Raw genomic sequence first — 16,434 nt, 5'->3', positions numbered from 1 at the left:
AGTTATTAGTTATTAGTTATTAGTTATTAGTGCTATCCCTGCTCGTTTTCCGTTATTAGTCATTAGTCATTAGTCATTAGTCCCCGCTCGGAAACGTCATTACTTATTAGTCATCGGTTGCTAGGTGGTGTTATTTTTTTGCACTCGTTATTCCACCGTTCGTTAGTGGGTAGCTATGAAAGCATTTGTTTCGGAGAGTAAAAATATTTTTTGTTTGAGTGCGATCGGGGACGTTCGCACTCGCGTGTAAAAGCAAAACTGAAATACCTCATTAGCTAATGACAACTGACTAATGACAACTGACTAAGGCAATTGCCGTTTAAGTGCTGCCAAAGATGCCCAGCGACTGTCAGAGATTGTTTCTGAGCTTTCTGTCTCTGCATCCTCATTGAAATCTATTCCCGGACATTTAGTATCGCATAGCTGTTTGTGTGGCAGTTCCAAACACAGTTGCTGATACACCCAATCACTTGGAGAAAAAGAGTCGGTAGGCGACAAATTTTCCACCAAATTTTCTAAATCAATTTCAAATTCTCCTGAACTTGCATCATGCTGATTCGGTTTTTCTTCGAGCCAAATTATTTCAGATGATTGGAGTCTCAAACGGTGATTGTATTGTTTCAAGCATCTGTGGCAGGTGAGAGTGACAATTGTTTCTGCTTTCGCCTTCACCTCAAGGAAATTCCCTTGGTGAGTAACTTGCAGTCGCCCCCGCACCGGAGTAAGAGTTTCTAAATCGGGGATAATTTCTTCAAAATCAATGACCTCTTTCCGCTCGGTTTTTGTGAGTAGATGAGGGATATAAATTGTCTCCATAATCATCTTTTGCCGTTTTATTCTCGTCGTCTCAAGGCAAAAGTCAAAAGGAATAGCTAATTTTTGGCTTTTTCCTTTTTCCTTTTTCCTTTTTTCCCAGAAAGAATTGGTTTAAAGCCGGAAGCCTGATCGGGATAAATTAAAATCAGACTATTCATTACTCGAATCCTCTTCCTTCTAGGTAGAGGTCGCTGTCAACTATCAACTGAATGAACGTCAGCGCCGCCGCACTACCAAACGCCGATCGGCATCTTGTCCTTGACTGTAAGTTTCTATATCCTCACATTCGCTCAAAAAGCTGTGGACTTGGCGACGTTCTGCCGAAGACAGCGATTTGAGTTCAACTTCAACTCCCGTCGATCGCGCTTGCTCTGCTGCGTACTCTGCCATCGATCGCAATTCCTCTTGGCGGCGGATGCGATAGCCGTTCAGTTCGACTGTATAAGCAATCGGTTCATCTGATTCGTGAGCTATGTTCGCAACCGTGTTGCAGAGGTACTGAATGGCATCTAGTACATTACCGTCTGGCCCGACTAAGATCGCAATTTGTTCTGGAGTCAGATTACTTTGATCGATCGTCATCCAATAGCAATCATCTTGCTGTTGGCTTACCACGTTTGATGGAATTGCGGACAGTTGTAGCAATTCTTCTAACCATTGCTGTCCGCCCTGCATTTGAGATTCTTTCATTTTTGTTAAAATCAAGCCTTTTTCTTAGAACGCTTGGGTTCAAAGGGAAGTGCATCTAATCCCTGTTCTTTTTGGGTTTTCGCCTCTGCTTCGTCCACGATTTTTTGGAGGTTTTCGGGCAGCGGTTCTTTGGACAAAATAAACGATTGAACTGTTTGGAAGATGTTAGCAATCAGCATATACATCAACACGCCAGCGGGCAGCGGGAAGAACAAAAACATCCCCGAAAATATGACAGGCGTCAGTTTGTTGATTGTAGCCTGTTGGGGATTGTCGTTTGGCCCTTGTGCTTGTCCCGAAAGAGTTTGGTTGATATACAAACTGATGCCGAAGCCCAGGATCATCACCAAAATATCCCAGTGGATTTTACCGTCAGGGTCGATCGCGCCAACGCGGCCGAGAGCTTCGATAAACAGGAATCCTTTGTTAGTCGCCAATCCGGGGATTGTGCCTTGAACTGTGGCTTCACCGGGCGCTAAAGCCACAATGTTGCCCTGTTCGTCTACCTTGACGAATTCTTCGCCTTTGATGATTTTCCAGCTAGGAACAAAATCAATTTCGCTCTTTTTTTCGGCCGCTAAGGCTTGGAGAGCTTTGCCCTCTGGGGTTTGAAAATCAATTTTGGTTGTGTCGCCGACTGCGAGTTTGTCGCCGCCTGGAATCACGCCCACAACTGGAGCATGAAAAGTACCTGTGACGTAAATATTTTGGGGCGGTGTAGCAAAAGCTTGCGGTTGAACAGCTTCGATTTGTTCTTTGGGCAAAACTTGAACGTTGACGCTGTAATTTATGTCAGAAAACGGCGAACCTCGGAGCGTTGCAAACAGTGCAAACAGCACTGGCATTTGCAGCACCAACGGGAAGCATCCCGCTAAAGGATTGCCAAATTCTTTGTATACCTTGCTCATTTCCTCCTGCTGTTTGGCAGGATTTTCTTTATAGAGTTTTTGAATTTGATCTACTCGCTCTTTCATCAACGGCTGCGCTACTTTCATGCGTCGCATATTGCGAAGAGAGCCTGCGTTGAGAGGATAAAGAGCAAAGCGAATCACGAGCGTCAGAGATACGATCGCTAAACCGTAGCTTGGCACGATCCCGTAGAAAAAATCTAGGATCGGCAGCATGAGGTTGTTGGAAAGAAACGAGATACCAAAATCCATTCGCTTTGAGTTAATTTAGGTGCTCTATGTTTGCTGTTGAGAACGAATTACATCCGCTGGATACGGGGCGCCTCAACTTTTAGGCTTTTGTCTACATCTTAGGACATTGCCCGTCGATCGACCGCCCGGCCTGCGGGTTTTTGCAATAAGTTTGCCAATACTCGCACTGAATTGGGTCTCTAATCAGGGTGAAAGCGGTTCGGTTATTTTGCTTTGGCCGCGTTGGCTTTTTGAGCGGCTGCGGGCAGTTTTTCGTTAATGTAGTCATACATGGCTCGAAATTTCGGCATCGCTCTGAGTTCCAAGCGGCCGCCATTTTTCATTGTCAGCACCATGTCTCCGTAACTCCCGAAACCGCGAGGTACTGTGACCATTTTGACTATATCGGAGTAGATAACATCTGTGCGATCGCGCCCCATCCAACCGCTAGTTACGGACACTCGGCGACTGGTGATCCGGTAGCGCAGCCACAGAGCCCGGACAATTGCTCCTACTGCGAGGGGGATTCCCACGACAGTCAGCCCCAGGAGTAAGTTGATAATCAAGTCTCCCGGCGCGGGGCCGCCTTCATAATATACTTCCTCTCGAATTCCCATCTAGTACCTCGGCTTCTACCAACAACTGCTCTAATTCTTGCAGAATTTCTGCATAATTGCACTCTTGTGCGATCGGACGCACGACAATTACTAAATCCCACCCGAATTTTAATCGGGGCAATAGCTGTCGCAAAGCAGCGCGAATCTGGCGCTTAATCCGGTTGCGGACTACAGCGCGCTTGCTGACTTTCAGGCTGATAGAAATGCCTGTGCGAGTCGGCTGCAACGATTTCTCGGCTGTCGGTTTGCTGATTTCGACGCTTTTGGGTTTACGCAGAGCTCTTAAGCTGAAATGAGCGGAGTTGCGGCGCATTCCCTTGCGGTAGACGGCGCTGAAGTCTTTGCGGTGCTTGAGTCGGTTTGTAGGAGGCAACATGGCGGCTGCGTGCGATCGGGCTTTTCAACCAACAGTGCAGTGCTAGACTGCGAGGCGGTGGCGACCTTTGCTGCGACGGGCTTTGATTACCAATCGACCGGTGGCGGTGCGCATTCTGGCGCGAAAACCGGATGTTCTTTTTCTTTTGCGGCTGGTTCCGTGCAGGGTTTGCTGTGTCATTTCGATTTCTCCCGGCTTGTTACTTTACTTTTGATTAATATTCACAATCTTCTAGTATACCATAGACTTGTTTTCTTGGCAATATTTTTTCAATTAGTGATATGATGATGCTTTAATCTTGTTGTTTTTAGGGAAGGACAAAGACAACTAATTTAAATAAAGAGCAGACGCTATAGCGGTTCTCAATTAATTGTCGAAGAGTGTCCTTTACCTGAAATACAGAGGATTTCAGGTAACTGAACTATGTTGATTTAGGCGAACACAAAAATGCCAGTTTCCTAACTTATATATTGCAGCTCATATCGTCAGATAATTGACTGAAACGAGCATTTTCCCGATAGTCTACCGGGCAGTCAATCACGCAGGGGACATCTTGAGCCAGCGCTTCCTTCAGGATAGGAATAAAATCGGTGGCGGATTCCACACGATAGCCTTTTAAACCCATACTTTCGGCAAATTTCACAAAGTCGGGATTGCCAAATTTGATGAAATCTGAATGACCAAAATGATCTTCCTGCTTCCATTCAATTAACCCGTAGCCGCCGTCATTAAAGATGAGAGTAACAAAATTAGTACCGACGCGCAACGCAGTTTCTAACTCTTGACAGTTCATCATAAAACCGCCGTCGCCCGTTGCTGCTACTACCTTGCGATCGGGATAAACGAGTTTTGCAGCCACCGCGCCCGGAATAGCAATGCCCATCGCCGCAAATCCGTTGGAGATTAAACAGGTATTCGGGCGATCGCAATGATAGTGCCGCGCGATCCACATTTTGTGAGCACCCACATCAGATATCACAATATCTTCCGGGCCCATAACTTGCCGCAAATCGTAAATAATTTTTTGCGGCTTAATCGGGAAACCATCATCGTTTGCATATTGTTCGTACCCAGCGCGAATATCCGCCCGCAATTGCTTCGCAAAAGGGTCTACTTTCTCCATGCGATCGGCACGCTGCAAAATTTCATTCAGCGAATCAGAAATATCCCCCACAACTTCTACAATCGGAATATAACTGCTGTCAACTTCTGCTGGCAGAGCTCCCACGTGAATAATCGGAATTTTGCCATCAGGATTCCACTTTTTCGGGGAATATTCAATCAAATCATAGCCAACAGCAATCACTAAATCCGTTTCTTCAAAAGCACAGCTAATGTAATCCCGTTTTTGCAATCCCGTCGTCCAAAGTGCCAAAGGATGAGTATAAGGAATTACACCTTTACCCATAAAAGTATTAGCTACCGGAATATTTAATCGAGTAGCAAATTCTGTCAAAGCATCGCTGGCGTTAGCGCGAATCGTACCGTTTCCCACTAAAAGCAGAGGACTTTTTGCCTTAGAAATTGCCACAGCGGCTTTATTCAAACTTTGGTAAGCGCCAAAAGTTTTTTCGCGGTTGTCTTTGGTGAGTGGATTTCCTTCCACAGGCATTGCTGCGATGTTTTCTGGCAAGTCAATGTGAACTGCTCCCGGCTTTTCGCTTTGAGCAACTTTAAAGGCTTTGCGGACAATTTCTGGCGTCGTACCGGGGCGAACAATTTGAGCATTCCACTTAGTAACTGGTGCAAACATAGCGACCAAATCTAAATATTGGTGCGATTCTATGTGCATTCTGTCTGTGCCGACTTGTCCGGTAATTGCTACTAAAGGAGCGCCGTCTAAGTTAGCATCAGCAACTCCTGTCATTAAGTTAGTTGCTCCTGGGCCCAAGGTGGATAAGCAAACGCCGGCTTTGCCGGTGAGGCGGCCGTAAACGTCTGCCATGAAAGCCGCGCCTTGTTCGTGGCGAGTAGTAATAAATTTAATTGAAGATTTTCTTAGGGCTTCTAGAACTTCTAAATTTTCTTCCCCAGGCAGTCCGAAGACGTATTCTACGCCTTCGTTTTCTAAACATTTTACGAGTAGTTCAGCAGTGTTCATTTCGGTTTTTTTCCTATTTAAGTGTAGTGGTGATTTTTGACAAACTTTTCGTCAAAATACTAAATTAATTTTAACCGCTGATGAACGCGGATTGACGCAGATTAATTTATGTTTTGACGAACAGTTTATCAAATTTTGTTTATTTTACCCACACTGTTTTGATGTTGACAAATTCGTGAATTCCTTGGATGCTCAATTCGCGTCCGTAACCGGAGCGTTTGATGCCGCCAAAGGGCAGTCTGAGGTCGGATTTGACTAAGGCGTTAATGAATACGGCGCCGGCTTCTAGTTCGGAAATAAACCGATCGCTCTCTGTTCTTACTGTAGTCCAAGCTGCTGCACCCAAGCCAAAGGATGTGCTGTTAGCTAGGGCGATCGCCTCATCAATACTTGCAACCCGGAATACTAAGGCTACCGGGCCGAAAAATTCTTGTTGGCGCGCCGCAGCATCCGCAGGAATATCTGACAGGATAGTTGGTAAGTAGAAATTGCCGGCATTCTCTGACAATGGCCGGCCGCCTGTCAGCAGTTTTGCTCCCGATTTGATGCAGGTTTGCACTTGATTGTCCAATTCTTTGAGGATTGCTGGGGTAGCTAAAGGGCCGATATCGGTTTCGGGCAACATCGGATCTCCTACTTTTAATTGCTCGAATTTTTCGATAAATCCTTTGATGAATTCGTCAGCGATTTCTTCTACTAAAATAAAGCGTTTGGCGGCGATGCAAGATTGGCCGTTATTCAGCATCCGCGATGTGACTGCTGTTGATAAAGCTGCTTCTAAATCGGCGCTAGACATTACAATAAATGGGTCGCTTCCTCCCAATTCCAACACTACTTTTTTGAGATTTTTGCCCGCATTTGCAGCCAAACTTTCCCCCGCTGGTTCGCTACCGGTGAGAGTTGCTGCTTTGATGCGATCATCCGCAACTATCTTAGCTACTTTGTCGGCTCCCACTAACAAAGTTTGAAAAACTCCTTCGGGAAAGCCAGCTTCCGCGAAAATTTCTTCGATTTTTAAGGCGCACTGCGGCACGTTGGAAGCGTGTTTGAGCAAGCCGACATTGCCCGCCATCAGCGCCGGTGCGGCAAACCGAAAAACTTGCCAAAATGGGAAATTCCAGGGCATGACGGCTAAAATAGCCCCCAGCGGTTGGTAACGGACAAAGCTGCTGCTAGCGTCGGTGGTTGCGGGTACGTCTGCCATAAATTGAGCGGCATTTTTGGCGTAGTAGCGGCAAACTAAGGCGCATTTTTCTATTTCGCCGATCGCCGATTTGAGCGTTTTACCCATTTCCAGCGTCATCATTTCGGCGTAAATTTCGCGATCGCGCTCCAAGATATCCGCAGCTTTCTGCATCCAGATTGATCGCTGCTCAAACGGCAGGTAGCGGTACTTGTTAAAAGCTTGCTGTGCTAATTCCAGCTTAGCTTCAATGGCCTCATCGGCGATCGGCTCGAAAGTTTTCAGCGTTTCTCCCGTTGCCGGGTTGATAGTAGCAATAGCCATTGTTTCATCTCCATTTCAAAAAATACAAAACTCTATTCTAGTTTTTAAGCTAGCATAGGGAGTCGTATTGATGTATTGCAAAATTTGGATTTACCAGCCATACTTTTAGGTTTTGCTAACTTGTAAGTGCCGGGATGTGTTTAAATCTCTCAACTTTTCATTATAGTGCAAGGTATTAATCACAAATCTTAAGAAATTTTGTTTTTAAAGTTTATGTTTGCGATCGAATACCTTTGCAGAATGGCGATCGAACCTTGATCATCTATTACTCGTTACCAGGCCAAGAGCGAAAGTAACGCAGATCCGGAGGCTCTGCCTCGATTTCCATTTTCCTAAGCGAGGCAGAGCATAAGAATCTCGATTCCTTTCGCTCTTAGCCTGGGAACCAGTTATTACGTTATTTTATTCAGTCCGCGGAGGCGGACTTCGTGTGTGTAGACGCGGTTTCAACCGCCGTCTGCTTCGGTGTGTAGACGCGGTTTCAACCGCCGTCTGCTTCGTGTGTGTAGACGCGGTTTCAACCGTACGTCCTATCTCCTAAACCGACTTTTCCTCAATGTAATTCTGCACGTAAGACTGATAGTAATACCTGCTGCCCTTATCATTATTCGCTACCATTCCCAACAGCGGAATCCCCGCCATTTTCAAATCCTCAAAAGCCAACAACAGCGCCTCCCGCTCAGTTTGATTCAGCCCCACCACCAGCATCAATCCGTTAGTATGAGCCGCCAACAAATTCGCATCCGCCAAACCCAAAAGCGGTGCAGTATCGTAAATAACCAAGTCAAAATGACTTGCCAAAGCAGCCATTAAATGCTGCATTTTTCGGGAAGAAAGCACCTTTGTCGGATCGGGAGGAACCGGGCCTGATGTTAACACAAACAGGTTTTCATCGCGGGGCGATCGCAAAATCACCTCTTGCACATCCAAATCCTCAGCAATCACATTGTGCAAGCCTTGCCAGTTGGGCAAACCGAGCATTTCGTGCACCTGTGGCCTGCGTAAATCCGCATCCACCAACAGCACTTGCTGGCCCATTGCAGCCGCCGCCCGCGCCAGATTTACTGCCACAGTAGACTTACCATCAGCCACTTGACAAGACGTAATTACACAAGAATTGATCGGAGTATCAACGTTTAGCAACCGAATATTAGCATTGAGCGATCGAAAAGCTTCTTGAAAAGCATCCGTCGGTACCGGCGAACTTCCCACATCAATCGTAGTTGTCTCCGCAGGCGGAAGTCTCAAAATTTTATCACTAGCAGGAATTACCCCCAACAAAGGCAGGCGAATCGAATGTTTGACATCCTCTGGAGTCTGGAATACAGTTTTATTATTAAACCGTTCCGCCAACTGCGCCGCCAACATACCGAAAACTAGACCAACTAATCCCCCCAAAGCCAAATTCAAAGGCATAATCGGAGCAACAGCCATCAACTCGCCATTTTTGTAGCGCGGAATTTCCGGCTTAGCAATAACTTCCCAAGCCACCTCTTTTTTACCCACAGCTTCAAGCTGCAAAGTTTGCTGTTTTGCCAACAAACTATTCAGTGTATTATTCGTCAACTCCGACTCCCGCTGCAAATCTCCATAGCGCCGCAAAATCACCGGGAATCCTTGAGAGTATTGATTCAACTGCTTAGTAGCTTGTTCCAAAACTTGATTCCGCACTCCCAGCACCTGAATAGAATTAGCGGTATCAATAAACTTTTCGATTAACTTAATCCGCACCGGATCTTGAAAAGCCAGCACTTGGGAATTCACCTTACCTAAATCCGTTCCTAAAACCTGTTCAGCTTCTTTTTTCAACAAAGGAATCAGGTTTTTCTGCTGTTCTCGCAACAATTGCATTTGCGGAGTTTGATCGGTAAACGTAGCCGAATTAATCGCAATTTGCCCTTCTAGTTGCTGCAATTGAGTCAGCATTCCTTGATAGCGAGGTGCTTGACTTAGAGCCGAAGCCATCAGCGCTTGTTTTTGGTTCAATCCTAGCTGGTTTTGCAGGTTAGAGTAGAGAAAATTCTGCTGATTTAGTTGCGTTTGAGCGTCCAATCGTTGCGATTGAAGTTGAGTGATTTGTTGTGCGAGTTGTTGGGTTTGAATTTGCGGATCGATGAAATTGTACTGCTGCCGCAATTTTTGAATTTCGTTTTGCAGAGCTTGTTGGCGCTTTTGCTGGTTGGGAATTTGCGATTTCACAAAATCCAGACTCTGACTAATTTGAGTTCTGGTATCTTGCACGCTGTAGTTGCGGTAGCCTAGTGCAACTTTTTCCAAAACAAACTGAATTTTTTTCGGATCATAATCCCGATATCTAACTTCGATAATTTTGGTATTCTTGAACCGATTAATTGACAGCTTGGTTTCCTGATCAAACGGCAAATTATCGGCTTTTTGGTTCAACAGGTAGTTGTAATTTATTTCTGGGTATTTAGCCCGCAACTGTTTAATAATTGGCGACATTACTTGCGGGCTTTTCAAAACTTGAATTTGCGATTCGTAGTCAAAAGCTGGACTTTCTGGCGTCGCGGGATTCCCTGGTTGCAGTTTTAGTTCGCCGGAGTAGATTTTTGCTAAACTGTTTTGCGTAACTGCGGGTTCTACTAATAATTGAAAGCGTCCTTCGTACTCGCTTTTTTGATTAAGCGTCCAGGCAAAAACCCCGGTAGTCACTGCGGCTGCGACGGCGATCACTAAGAGCGATCGACTGCGGCTAACTTCCCAAAAACCTAGGGGTTCTGCCTCTCTTTGTTCCCGGTATAAAAAAATATCATCTTGATCAAGTACAGAAGATATTTTTGGCGTTTTTGCTGCTTTTTTATTGTGATTAAACAGTGCTAACTGAGAATTTTTATCTGGTTTCATTTTTTTTACTACAACTGATCATTTTAAACGTCTGTACGGCGTGGTTTCATCAACCCGGTTGATTTCTACATATATCGTTACCAAACCGAAATTTTTTGTAGAAACCGGGTTTCTGAGGTCTTAGCGCTAGTCTATTCAAATCACCGAAAAATGTTAAACAATCGGAATATTCCCAATAGCGGGCTGAAAGGAGCGAGAGTCCCGCCTACATTATCCGAGAATGCAGCGCGGCCCGATCGCCTTACCATAATTACATCATTATTTTGCAATTTGGGATTAGTTTCCTCATTGGCGGTTGCCGAAAAATTAACCTTAACAGTTAGGCGTGAAACAGTGCCGTTAGGATTGAGGCGAATTAAATCCACCGAATCCATTTCTGCCCGCGATTTATTAAAACCTCCCGCTGCTACCAGTGCTTGATTTAAAGAAGTGTTCGGCCCCAGCGCAAATGCTCCAGGTTTCACGACTTCTCCCACAATGCTCACCTTAATCGTATCCGGTGAAAAATTAGAATTAGCAACTTGTGCACCTTCGAGTGTATTGAGATTTTCGGCTTTGGGAACAATTACCGTATCTCCCTGTTGCAGCGCTAAATCTTGCGATACATCTCCCGCTTCCAAAAGTTGCCACAAATTCACATTAATAATTTGTTCCGTACCCGCCCGCGTCAGGCGACGAACTTGTATTTGTCTGATATCAGCTACCGGCGTAATGCCGCCCGCCATTTTAATAGCCCTAGTTACAGTTTGCTGCAAAACTGTTTCCCCGCCGGGAGTTTCCTGAGCAGCAAACAAACCAGAATCTGCACCCATTTCATTCTCTTGTACCCTAGTTTGCACCTCTTTTGCCAAAGTATAAGTACCGGGGCGAGTTACTTCGCCCACCACAGCAATATTAATTGGTTGAGTGCTTTGGCCGGTAATGTTAGCTACTGCTAAAGTCGGTGCTTCTTGGCGGTTGAGGCTAGTGACAGTGGGAATAAATATCGTATCGCCGTCGCGCAAAGTCATATCGGCGCGCAAATCGCCGTTTTGCAATAATTCCCACAAATCCACACTAATAATTTGTTCCGGTGCGTTGCGCTGGGGGCGGCGGATTTTGATTTGCCGCACGTCTGCTGACTGGGTAATGCCGCCCGCCAGTCGCAGAGCTCGCGATATCGTGGGCATTTGAGTCCCGATTTGCTCTGATGTGCCTCCGGGGCCTGCTGCTGAGGATATTGTATAGGCTCCGGGGCGATTGATTTCGCCTGCGATCGCAATTTGCAAAGGCCGCGCAGCTAGCAGTTTGAGAGTAATCCAAGGACGTTTGAGGTATTTGCCGTATCGATCTTTCACAGCATTAGAAGCTTGTTCTAAGGTCATCCCAGCCACTCCCAGGCTGCCAATTAACGGCAAACTCAGGGAACCGTCGGCTTGTATTTGGTGTTGACCGTTGGGGCCGCTGTATTCTGGGACGTTGAAGATGTCCATTTGAATGCGATCGCCCGCGCCCAAAGTGTAAACTTCCGATCGTATACTTGAAGGCGCATTTGCCGGAGATGTCGAAAATCCCGGCGCTGCGGGTACCGGTACAGGAAGGGGAGAACCCGAAGCAGGAGGAGGAGGAGGAGGCAAAAACTGGGCCGCCGCCGGAGATGAGCCCACAGCCGCCGCCAGCACTGACACGGTTAAACTTTGGAAAATTAAATTTTTGACAGCATTACTTGCCCGATAACCCAGCTTGCCACTTTTGCTCAAAACGTCTCCCTCAGACCCTTTCCTGCGAAGATAGGGGAGAACTTCTCTCCTTTCCCTGTCCGCGAAGGAGGCCGAAGGCTGAGATTTTTTATCAAGTTGCACCCCGCGCGAAGAACTTTTCACCACCATCGCTGTTTGCCCCTATCCTGTTCCTACCCCGCCAATCTCAAATGTAACCCAACTCTTCTAACTTGCTCAGAATTTGTTTAACACAGTCTTCGATACTTTCCGGCTCTGTGTAACAAATGATCTCAGGATTCAGGGGTTCTTCATAAGCATCGTCAATGCCCGTAAAGCCCTTAATTTCTCCTGCTCTGGCCTTAGCGTACAGCCCCTTGACATCACGGGCTTCGCACACTTCTAAAGGCGCTTTGACATACACCTCAACAAAATTTGGCTCGATCGCCCTAATTTCATCACGAATGGCTCTGTAGGGGCTAATCGCTGCCGTAATTGCCACAATTCCATTGCGGCTCAACAGGTTCGCGACAAATCCAATCCGCCGAATATTAGTATCTCGGTCTTCCTTGCTAAATCCCAAACCTTTTGACAAGTTGGTGCGAACGACATCTCCATCCAAGATTTCAACTTTGCAGCCTAGAGCCTTCAATTCGGGTTCGAGAGCTTTGCTGATAGTTGTTTTACCGGAACCACTCAGCCCGGTGAACCACAAAATAAAACCTTTTTCCATTTTCAATTGCTTGGTGATTAGTGAATAGTCGGGGAAATTACATGACGCAGGACTTTACTGTGCGAGTTCCCTACTTTCCGATGCTTTTTAATTTTATCTGTCTCCCACAACTAATTTTTTTTATGAACCGCAGAGGACACAGAGGACACAGAGGACACAGATTCCCAGGTTCGAGGGAAGAGGAGAAATAGGCAATCTTAAAATATGTTTGCTAACGCCCATGCCTAACATCTATCCTGTATTACCTGAAGGAGTCTTTGGCAATCTAAAATCTAAAATCTAAAATCTAAAATCCTATTCCCCATGTCCCCAACCTTAAAAGCAGATGTTTTGGTAGTCGGTGGCGGCACCGGTGGTACAGCAGCCGCCGTGCAAGCAGCCCGCCGCGGTGCCAAAACTATTTTGGTGAGCGAATTCCCCTGGCTGGGAGGAATGCTGACTTCGGCTGGTGTTTCTGCCCCGGACGGCAATGAATTAGCAGCTTTTCAAACTGGTTTGTGGGGCGCGTTTCTCCGGGAACTCCAGCAGCGACAGCCGGGAGGTTTGGATTGGGGCTGGGTCAGTTTTTTTACTTACGATCCCCGCATCGGTGCGGAAATTTTTGCTGATTGGGTTAAGTGTTTACCGAACTTGCAGTGGATTTCTGGACAAAAACCTCAAGATGTGCTATGGGAAGGCGATCGCATTTCTGGAGTTCGGTTTGCAGATTTTACGGTTTCGGCGAAAATCACTTTGGATGCAACGGAATTGGGAGATTTGCTGGCTTTAGGGGAGGTTGGACACCGCTGGGGTTGGGAATTCCAAGCTGAGTGGGGAGAACCCAGCGCGCCGATCGCCTCTAACGATCTCACAAAGCGTTATTCGGTGCAAGCTCCGACTTGGGTGGCAATTATGCAGGATTTTGGGGCTGGTGTGGCCCGGCCAGAAATTCCCGCGCCGCCTGTTGACAATCCCGATCGATTTTCCGATGCTTGGAAAGATTACACTCCTGAACAATTTCTCAATTACGGCCGACTGCCGGGGGGATTGTTGATGATTAATTGGCCGATTCGTGGTAATGATTATGGTGAAGGAGTCGATCGACTAATTGGATCTGAAACATCTCGACAAGAATTCCTCCAAGAAAGTCTCTGGCACAGCCAAAGTTTCGCCCGCTGCATTCAAATGCAACTCGGCCGCCGCTACGGTTTAGCACAAAACATTTTCCCCATTTCCCAGAGCGAAAATCCACAAACTTCTCCCCTTGTTTCTTCTTCCTTCTCCCCTCTTCCTTCTTCCTTCTTCCCTCTTCCTTCATCCTTCGCCTTACATCCTTACTACCGAGAAAGCCGCCGTTTGCGAGGAATAAGTACAGTCAGAGAACAAGATATTTTGCCGATTGTCGGCGGGAGAGTTGCGAAATTGCCGATCGATTGTGAGGGAATTTGCGAGACAATTGCGATCGGCAACTACGCCAATGACCATCATTATCCCAGTGGTGACATTCCCTTGCAGCCAAAATCTATCCGCTGGGGCGGCCGCTGGACTGGAACGACCTTTACAATTCCCTACAGTGCGCTAATTCCTGCGAGTACAGACGGATTGCTAGTCTGCGAAAAAAATATTTCCGTCTCTCACATCGCCAACGGTGCAACTCGCTTGCAACCTTTAGTGATGAATATCGGACAGGCGGCGGGGATGGCGGCGGCTTTGTGTGCGGAATCGGGATGTCAGCCGCGGGATTTGCCGGTGAGGGTGTTGCAGGAGGCTTTGCTGCAAGATGCTTTGGCTAGGGCGGCGGTTGTTCCTTTATTTAATTTGACACGGGAGCGATCGGACTGGCTCGATTGGCAACGCTATTATCTCGATCGACCTCAAGCATATCCCGCCAGCGGCGAATGTCCTTTGTCAGTCAAAAACTATGGAGAAACCCCGTTTCTCAAGGAAAGTTCTGTATTTGAACCCGGTTTATACGTAAATCCGCCCAGTAAAACAGCAAATACCGAGAGCGAATTTTCGGGAATTTTCCGCCGTCTGGGCCCACAAGACTGGACACTGAGGCTGACAAGTCCCGCATCCTTAGCCGATCAAACTTGGCAACTCGTGACTTTGGACTGGGAAACCGACAGATTTTTAGAGAGTTGCGAAACCGAAAAGCCTCTGACGGTATGGGGCAGGCTGAATTTTTCTGGTGCTTGGCTACTGGCGACAGGAGTAGCATAGAAGGGGTGAGGTTTTTTGCAAAGTTCCGAAAATTGCCAGAAATTTATCCTGACGGATGGGGGGAAGTCTGTATCAGGTTATAGACACTGACACGGATACTACCCATGCACACCTACACTGCAATTGCTTTACTGAGCCTGTTGGGCATTACCTTTAGTGCCAGCGCCCAGAGAGCTGTTGAATCTCTAATCGAACTGCTCGAAATTACCATCGCTCATTATATTGTTTTAGCGCCAACTCAATCACAAAAAGGCGATCGTTCTCCCGAAAGAGGCAGCGGACGCAGAGAGTTTGCTCAGACAGATATTTACCAAAAAATTGGGAGTATGTCAAATACCAGCATTTTAATGGCATAGGACGAAAGGAAGTTCTGCAAATGAGTGGGTTTCGCCCGCCCGTGTCGCTCTGATTTTCTGGGATTCTAGTTGGTCACGTTCATCTGGCAACTACACTTCTTGTTGACAGTTATTAGGATATTTTTTGTGTGTTAAAAATAATAGCAGATCGAGCTGCAACCGCCATCTATCAAGGGATTTACTCTTGCGATATTTGGCGGTTTTGTCTGTTCCAGGCTGGAGATACATTTTACCTATCAATGTAGGCAACTAAAATTTATTGTGGGTGACACAATTTGACAAGTTAAATAATTCTCGCATCATGTTTTTGGGATAGTCTGGCAATTTCAGGGAAATCAATCCTGATTAGCAAGGGGAAAGTCCGTATCTCTAAATAGACACGCTCCACGGATACTACCCATGAAAAACTACACTGCAATTGCTTTACTCAGTCTGTTGGGCCTTAGCTTGAGTGCTACCTGCGCTCTATCCATAGAATCCCCAGTCGAACAGCTAGAAACTTCCACCGCTCAATATATGTTGTCAGCGCAAACTCAACAAAGAGGAGATCGCGCTCCCCGCAGAGGCAGCGGACGGTACGATTTTATGGGGCCCAGCGCTGACACTCAGCTACAACAAGAATTTTAATCGCATTGCCAGAAAGCTCGTTCCGCAACAGACTTATTTCTTATTTCGAGGCTGGTTTGACATCGCCCCTGTCGATCTGATTTTCTGGGATTTATAGTTGGTCAGGTTGATCAGGCAACTGCACTTTTTATTGATACTCCGTAGGAGATTTTTTTCGTAATAAATGTCACAATATAAACTGCAACCTGCCATCTACTTAGAGATAAATTCTAGTAGGTGGCGGTTTTTTATTGAAAACGCTCTCATAAAAATAATACGGGAAGCGGGAAACGAGCGCGACTTTAGTCCTGAGAGGAAAGCGACGCGGGGGACTTCAGTCCCCGTGTCTTTCTTAGTTAGCACAATGGTGTGGATATTCTATATATTTCTTAACGACTTCACTACTAAATAAAATTGTGTTGTCGTAACTTGACTTGTCCACAATATTCCTCTAAACTAAATAAATCAATTAATTTTTTAGGAAAAAGGGGTGGCTAAAATCAAAAAAGCAATGGGAGTACAACAGGTATTGCTGGCTCCCACCAAAGAAGTTGAAGCAGTGTTGCAGTATCTCTGTCGGCAATCGGGCAAGCTATACAATAGCGCTGTTTATTTCGCTCGTCAGACATTTTTTAAAACGGGAAAACTGCTAACAGGAAAATTCGACTTATCTTTTGAACCGTCAATTTCTAAATCGATGGTTGCTAAGTCACTGCCTTCAACACCCAT

14 protein-coding genes and 1 pseudogene are annotated in these 16,434 nt (G+C 46.3%); 4 read left to right on the top strand and 11 right to left on the bottom strand.

Features of this window, described 5'->3' with window-relative positions; genetic code table 11:
- Positions 1-303: 303 nt before the first annotated feature.
- The 11 genes from QUB52_RS22285 to cysC form a co-directional block, all read right to left on the bottom strand.
- Positions 304-816 (bottom strand): YceD family protein, encoded by a 513-nt coding sequence (locus QUB52_RS22285; RefSeq protein WP_265236619.1) that lies wholly within the window; start codon positions 814-816, stop codon positions 304-306.
- A 216-nt stretch (positions 817-1,032) separates the two neighbouring features.
- Positions 1,033-1,506, bottom strand: coding sequence for a Jag family protein (locus tag QUB52_RS22280; RefSeq protein ID WP_265236621.1), 474 nt, complete (start codon positions 1,504-1,506; stop codon positions 1,033-1,035).
- A gap of 11 nt (positions 1,507-1,517) precedes the next feature.
- Positions 1,518-2,666 carry a membrane protein insertase YidC gene (gene yidC / locus QUB52_RS22275; protein ID WP_265236623.1) on the bottom strand — a complete coding sequence of 383 codons (1,149 nt, stop codon included), beginning with the start codon at positions 2,664-2,666 and terminating at the stop codon, positions 1,518-1,520.
- A 203-nt stretch (positions 2,667-2,869) separates the two neighbouring features.
- Entirely contained in the window at positions 2,870-3,262 is a 393-nt protein-coding gene (locus QUB52_RS22270) for a PH domain-containing protein (protein WP_265236625.1), read from the bottom strand.
- Positions 3,234-3,638 (bottom strand): ribonuclease P protein component, encoded by a 405-nt coding sequence (gene rnpA / locus QUB52_RS22265; RefSeq protein WP_265236627.1) that lies wholly within the window; start codon positions 3,636-3,638, stop codon positions 3,234-3,236. Before rnpA ends, QUB52_RS22270 begins: the two co-directional genes overlap by 29 nt.
- Positions 3,639-3,680: 42 nt before the next feature.
- On the bottom strand, positions 3,681-3,818 hold the full coding sequence (gene rpmH / locus QUB52_RS22260) for a 50S ribosomal protein L34 (protein WP_006632320.1): 138 nt from the start codon (positions 3,816-3,818) through the stop codon (positions 3,681-3,683).
- Between the two features lie 283 nt (positions 3,819-4,101).
- A complete protein-coding gene (locus tag QUB52_RS22255; RefSeq protein WP_265236633.1) occupies positions 4,102-5,739 on the bottom strand; it encodes an acetolactate synthase large subunit in 1,638 nt (545 codons plus the stop codon).
- 139 nt (positions 5,740-5,878) lie between these two features.
- Complete coding sequence (locus QUB52_RS22250) at positions 5,879-7,246, bottom strand: NAD-dependent succinate-semialdehyde dehydrogenase (protein ID WP_265236634.1); 1,368 nt, start codon at positions 7,244-7,246, stop codon at positions 5,879-5,881.
- 537 nt (positions 7,247-7,783) lie between these two features.
- Complete coding sequence (locus QUB52_RS22245; RefSeq protein ID WP_332969602.1) at positions 7,784-10,111, bottom strand: GumC family protein; 2,328 nt, start codon at positions 10,109-10,111, stop codon at positions 7,784-7,786.
- A 140-nt stretch (positions 10,112-10,251) separates the two neighbouring features.
- Positions 10,252-11,979, bottom strand: a complete 1,728-nt coding sequence (locus QUB52_RS22240) for an SLBB domain-containing protein (RefSeq protein WP_442923194.1) — start codon at positions 11,977-11,979, stop codon at positions 10,252-10,254.
- Between the two features lie 37 nt (positions 11,980-12,016).
- Positions 12,017-12,541: an adenylyl-sulfate kinase gene (gene cysC / locus QUB52_RS22235; protein ID WP_332969600.1), complete on the bottom strand. Its 525-nt coding sequence runs from the start codon at positions 12,539-12,541 to the stop codon at positions 12,017-12,019.
- A 303-nt stretch (positions 12,542-12,844) separates the two neighbouring features.
- Here cysC and QUB52_RS22230 point away from each other — a divergent pair, with 303 nt between their 5' ends.
- The 4 genes and pseudogenes from QUB52_RS22230 to QUB52_RS22215 all read left to right on the top strand — a co-directional run.
- Positions 12,845-14,743 carry an FAD-dependent oxidoreductase gene (locus QUB52_RS22230; RefSeq protein ID WP_332973729.1) on the top strand — a complete coding sequence of 633 codons (1,899 nt, stop codon included), beginning with the start codon at positions 12,845-12,847 and terminating at the stop codon, positions 14,741-14,743.
- A gap of 104 nt (positions 14,744-14,847) precedes the next feature.
- Entirely contained in the window at positions 14,848-15,099 is a 252-nt protein-coding gene (gene patX, locus QUB52_RS22225; RefSeq protein ID WP_332973728.1) for a heterocyst-inhibiting protein PatX, read from the top strand.
- A 399-nt stretch (positions 15,100-15,498) separates the two neighbouring features.
- Positions 15,499-15,726: a heterocyst-inhibiting protein PatX gene (gene patX / locus QUB52_RS22220; protein ID WP_332969596.1), complete on the top strand. Its 228-nt coding sequence runs from the start codon at positions 15,499-15,501 to the stop codon at positions 15,724-15,726.
- Between the two features lie 469 nt (positions 15,727-16,195).
- A pseudogene (locus tag QUB52_RS22215) lies at positions 16,196-16,434 on the top strand (RNA-guided endonuclease TnpB family protein); the annotation flags it as partial.

Origin of the sequence: Microcoleus sp. A6-C6 (assembly GCF_036705955.1) — a bacterium.
Lineage (GTDB): Bacteria > Cyanobacteriota > Cyanobacteriia > Cyanobacteriales > Microcoleaceae > Microcoleus.
The sequence above is the reverse complement of the archived record's forward strand: the minus strand, read 5'-3'. Positions and strand labels throughout refer to the sequence as shown.

Coding starts and splice junctions, on each gene's coding strand:
- cysC (WP_332969600.1), bottom strand. CDS start 12,541: ATGGAAAAAGGTTTTATTTTGTGGTTCACCGGGCTGAGTGGTTCCGGT.
- rpmH (WP_006632320.1), bottom strand. CDS start 3,818: ATGACACAGCAAACCCTGCACGGAACCAGCCGCAAAAGAAAAAGAACA.
- QUB52_RS22255 (WP_265236633.1), bottom strand. CDS start 5,739: ATGAACACTGCTGAACTACTCGTAAAATGTTTAGAAAACGAAGGCGTA.
- patX (WP_332973728.1), top strand. CDS start 14,848: ATGCACACCTACACTGCAATTGCTTTACTGAGCCTGTTGGGCATTACC.
- QUB52_RS22245 (WP_332969602.1), bottom strand. CDS start 10,111: ATGAAACCAGATAAAAATTCTCAGTTAGCACTGTTTAATCACAATAAA.
- QUB52_RS22230 (WP_332973729.1), top strand. CDS start 12,845: ATGTCCCCAACCTTAAAAGCAGATGTTTTGGTAGTCGGTGGCGGCACC.
- patX (WP_332969596.1), top strand. CDS start 15,499: ATGAAAAACTACACTGCAATTGCTTTACTCAGTCTGTTGGGCCTTAGC.
- QUB52_RS22270 (WP_265236625.1), bottom strand. CDS start 3,262: ATGGGAATTCGAGAGGAAGTATATTATGAAGGCGGCCCCGCGCCGGGA.
- rnpA (WP_265236627.1), bottom strand. CDS start 3,638: ATGTTGCCTCCTACAAACCGACTCAAGCACCGCAAAGACTTCAGCGCC.
- QUB52_RS22240 (WP_442923194.1), bottom strand. CDS start 11,979: ATGGTGGTGAAAAGTTCTTCGCGCGGGGTGCAACTTGATAAAAAATCT.
- QUB52_RS22250 (WP_265236634.1), bottom strand. CDS start 7,246: ATGGCTATTGCTACTATCAACCCGGCAACGGGAGAAACGCTGAAAACT.
- QUB52_RS22285 (WP_265236619.1), bottom strand. CDS start 816: ATGGAGACAATTTATATCCCTCATCTACTCACAAAAACCGAGCGGAAA.
- QUB52_RS22280 (WP_265236621.1), bottom strand. CDS start 1,506: ATGAAAGAATCTCAAATGCAGGGCGGACAGCAATGGTTAGAAGAATTG.
- yidC (WP_265236623.1), bottom strand. CDS start 2,666: ATGGATTTTGGTATCTCGTTTCTTTCCAACAACCTCATGCTGCCGATC.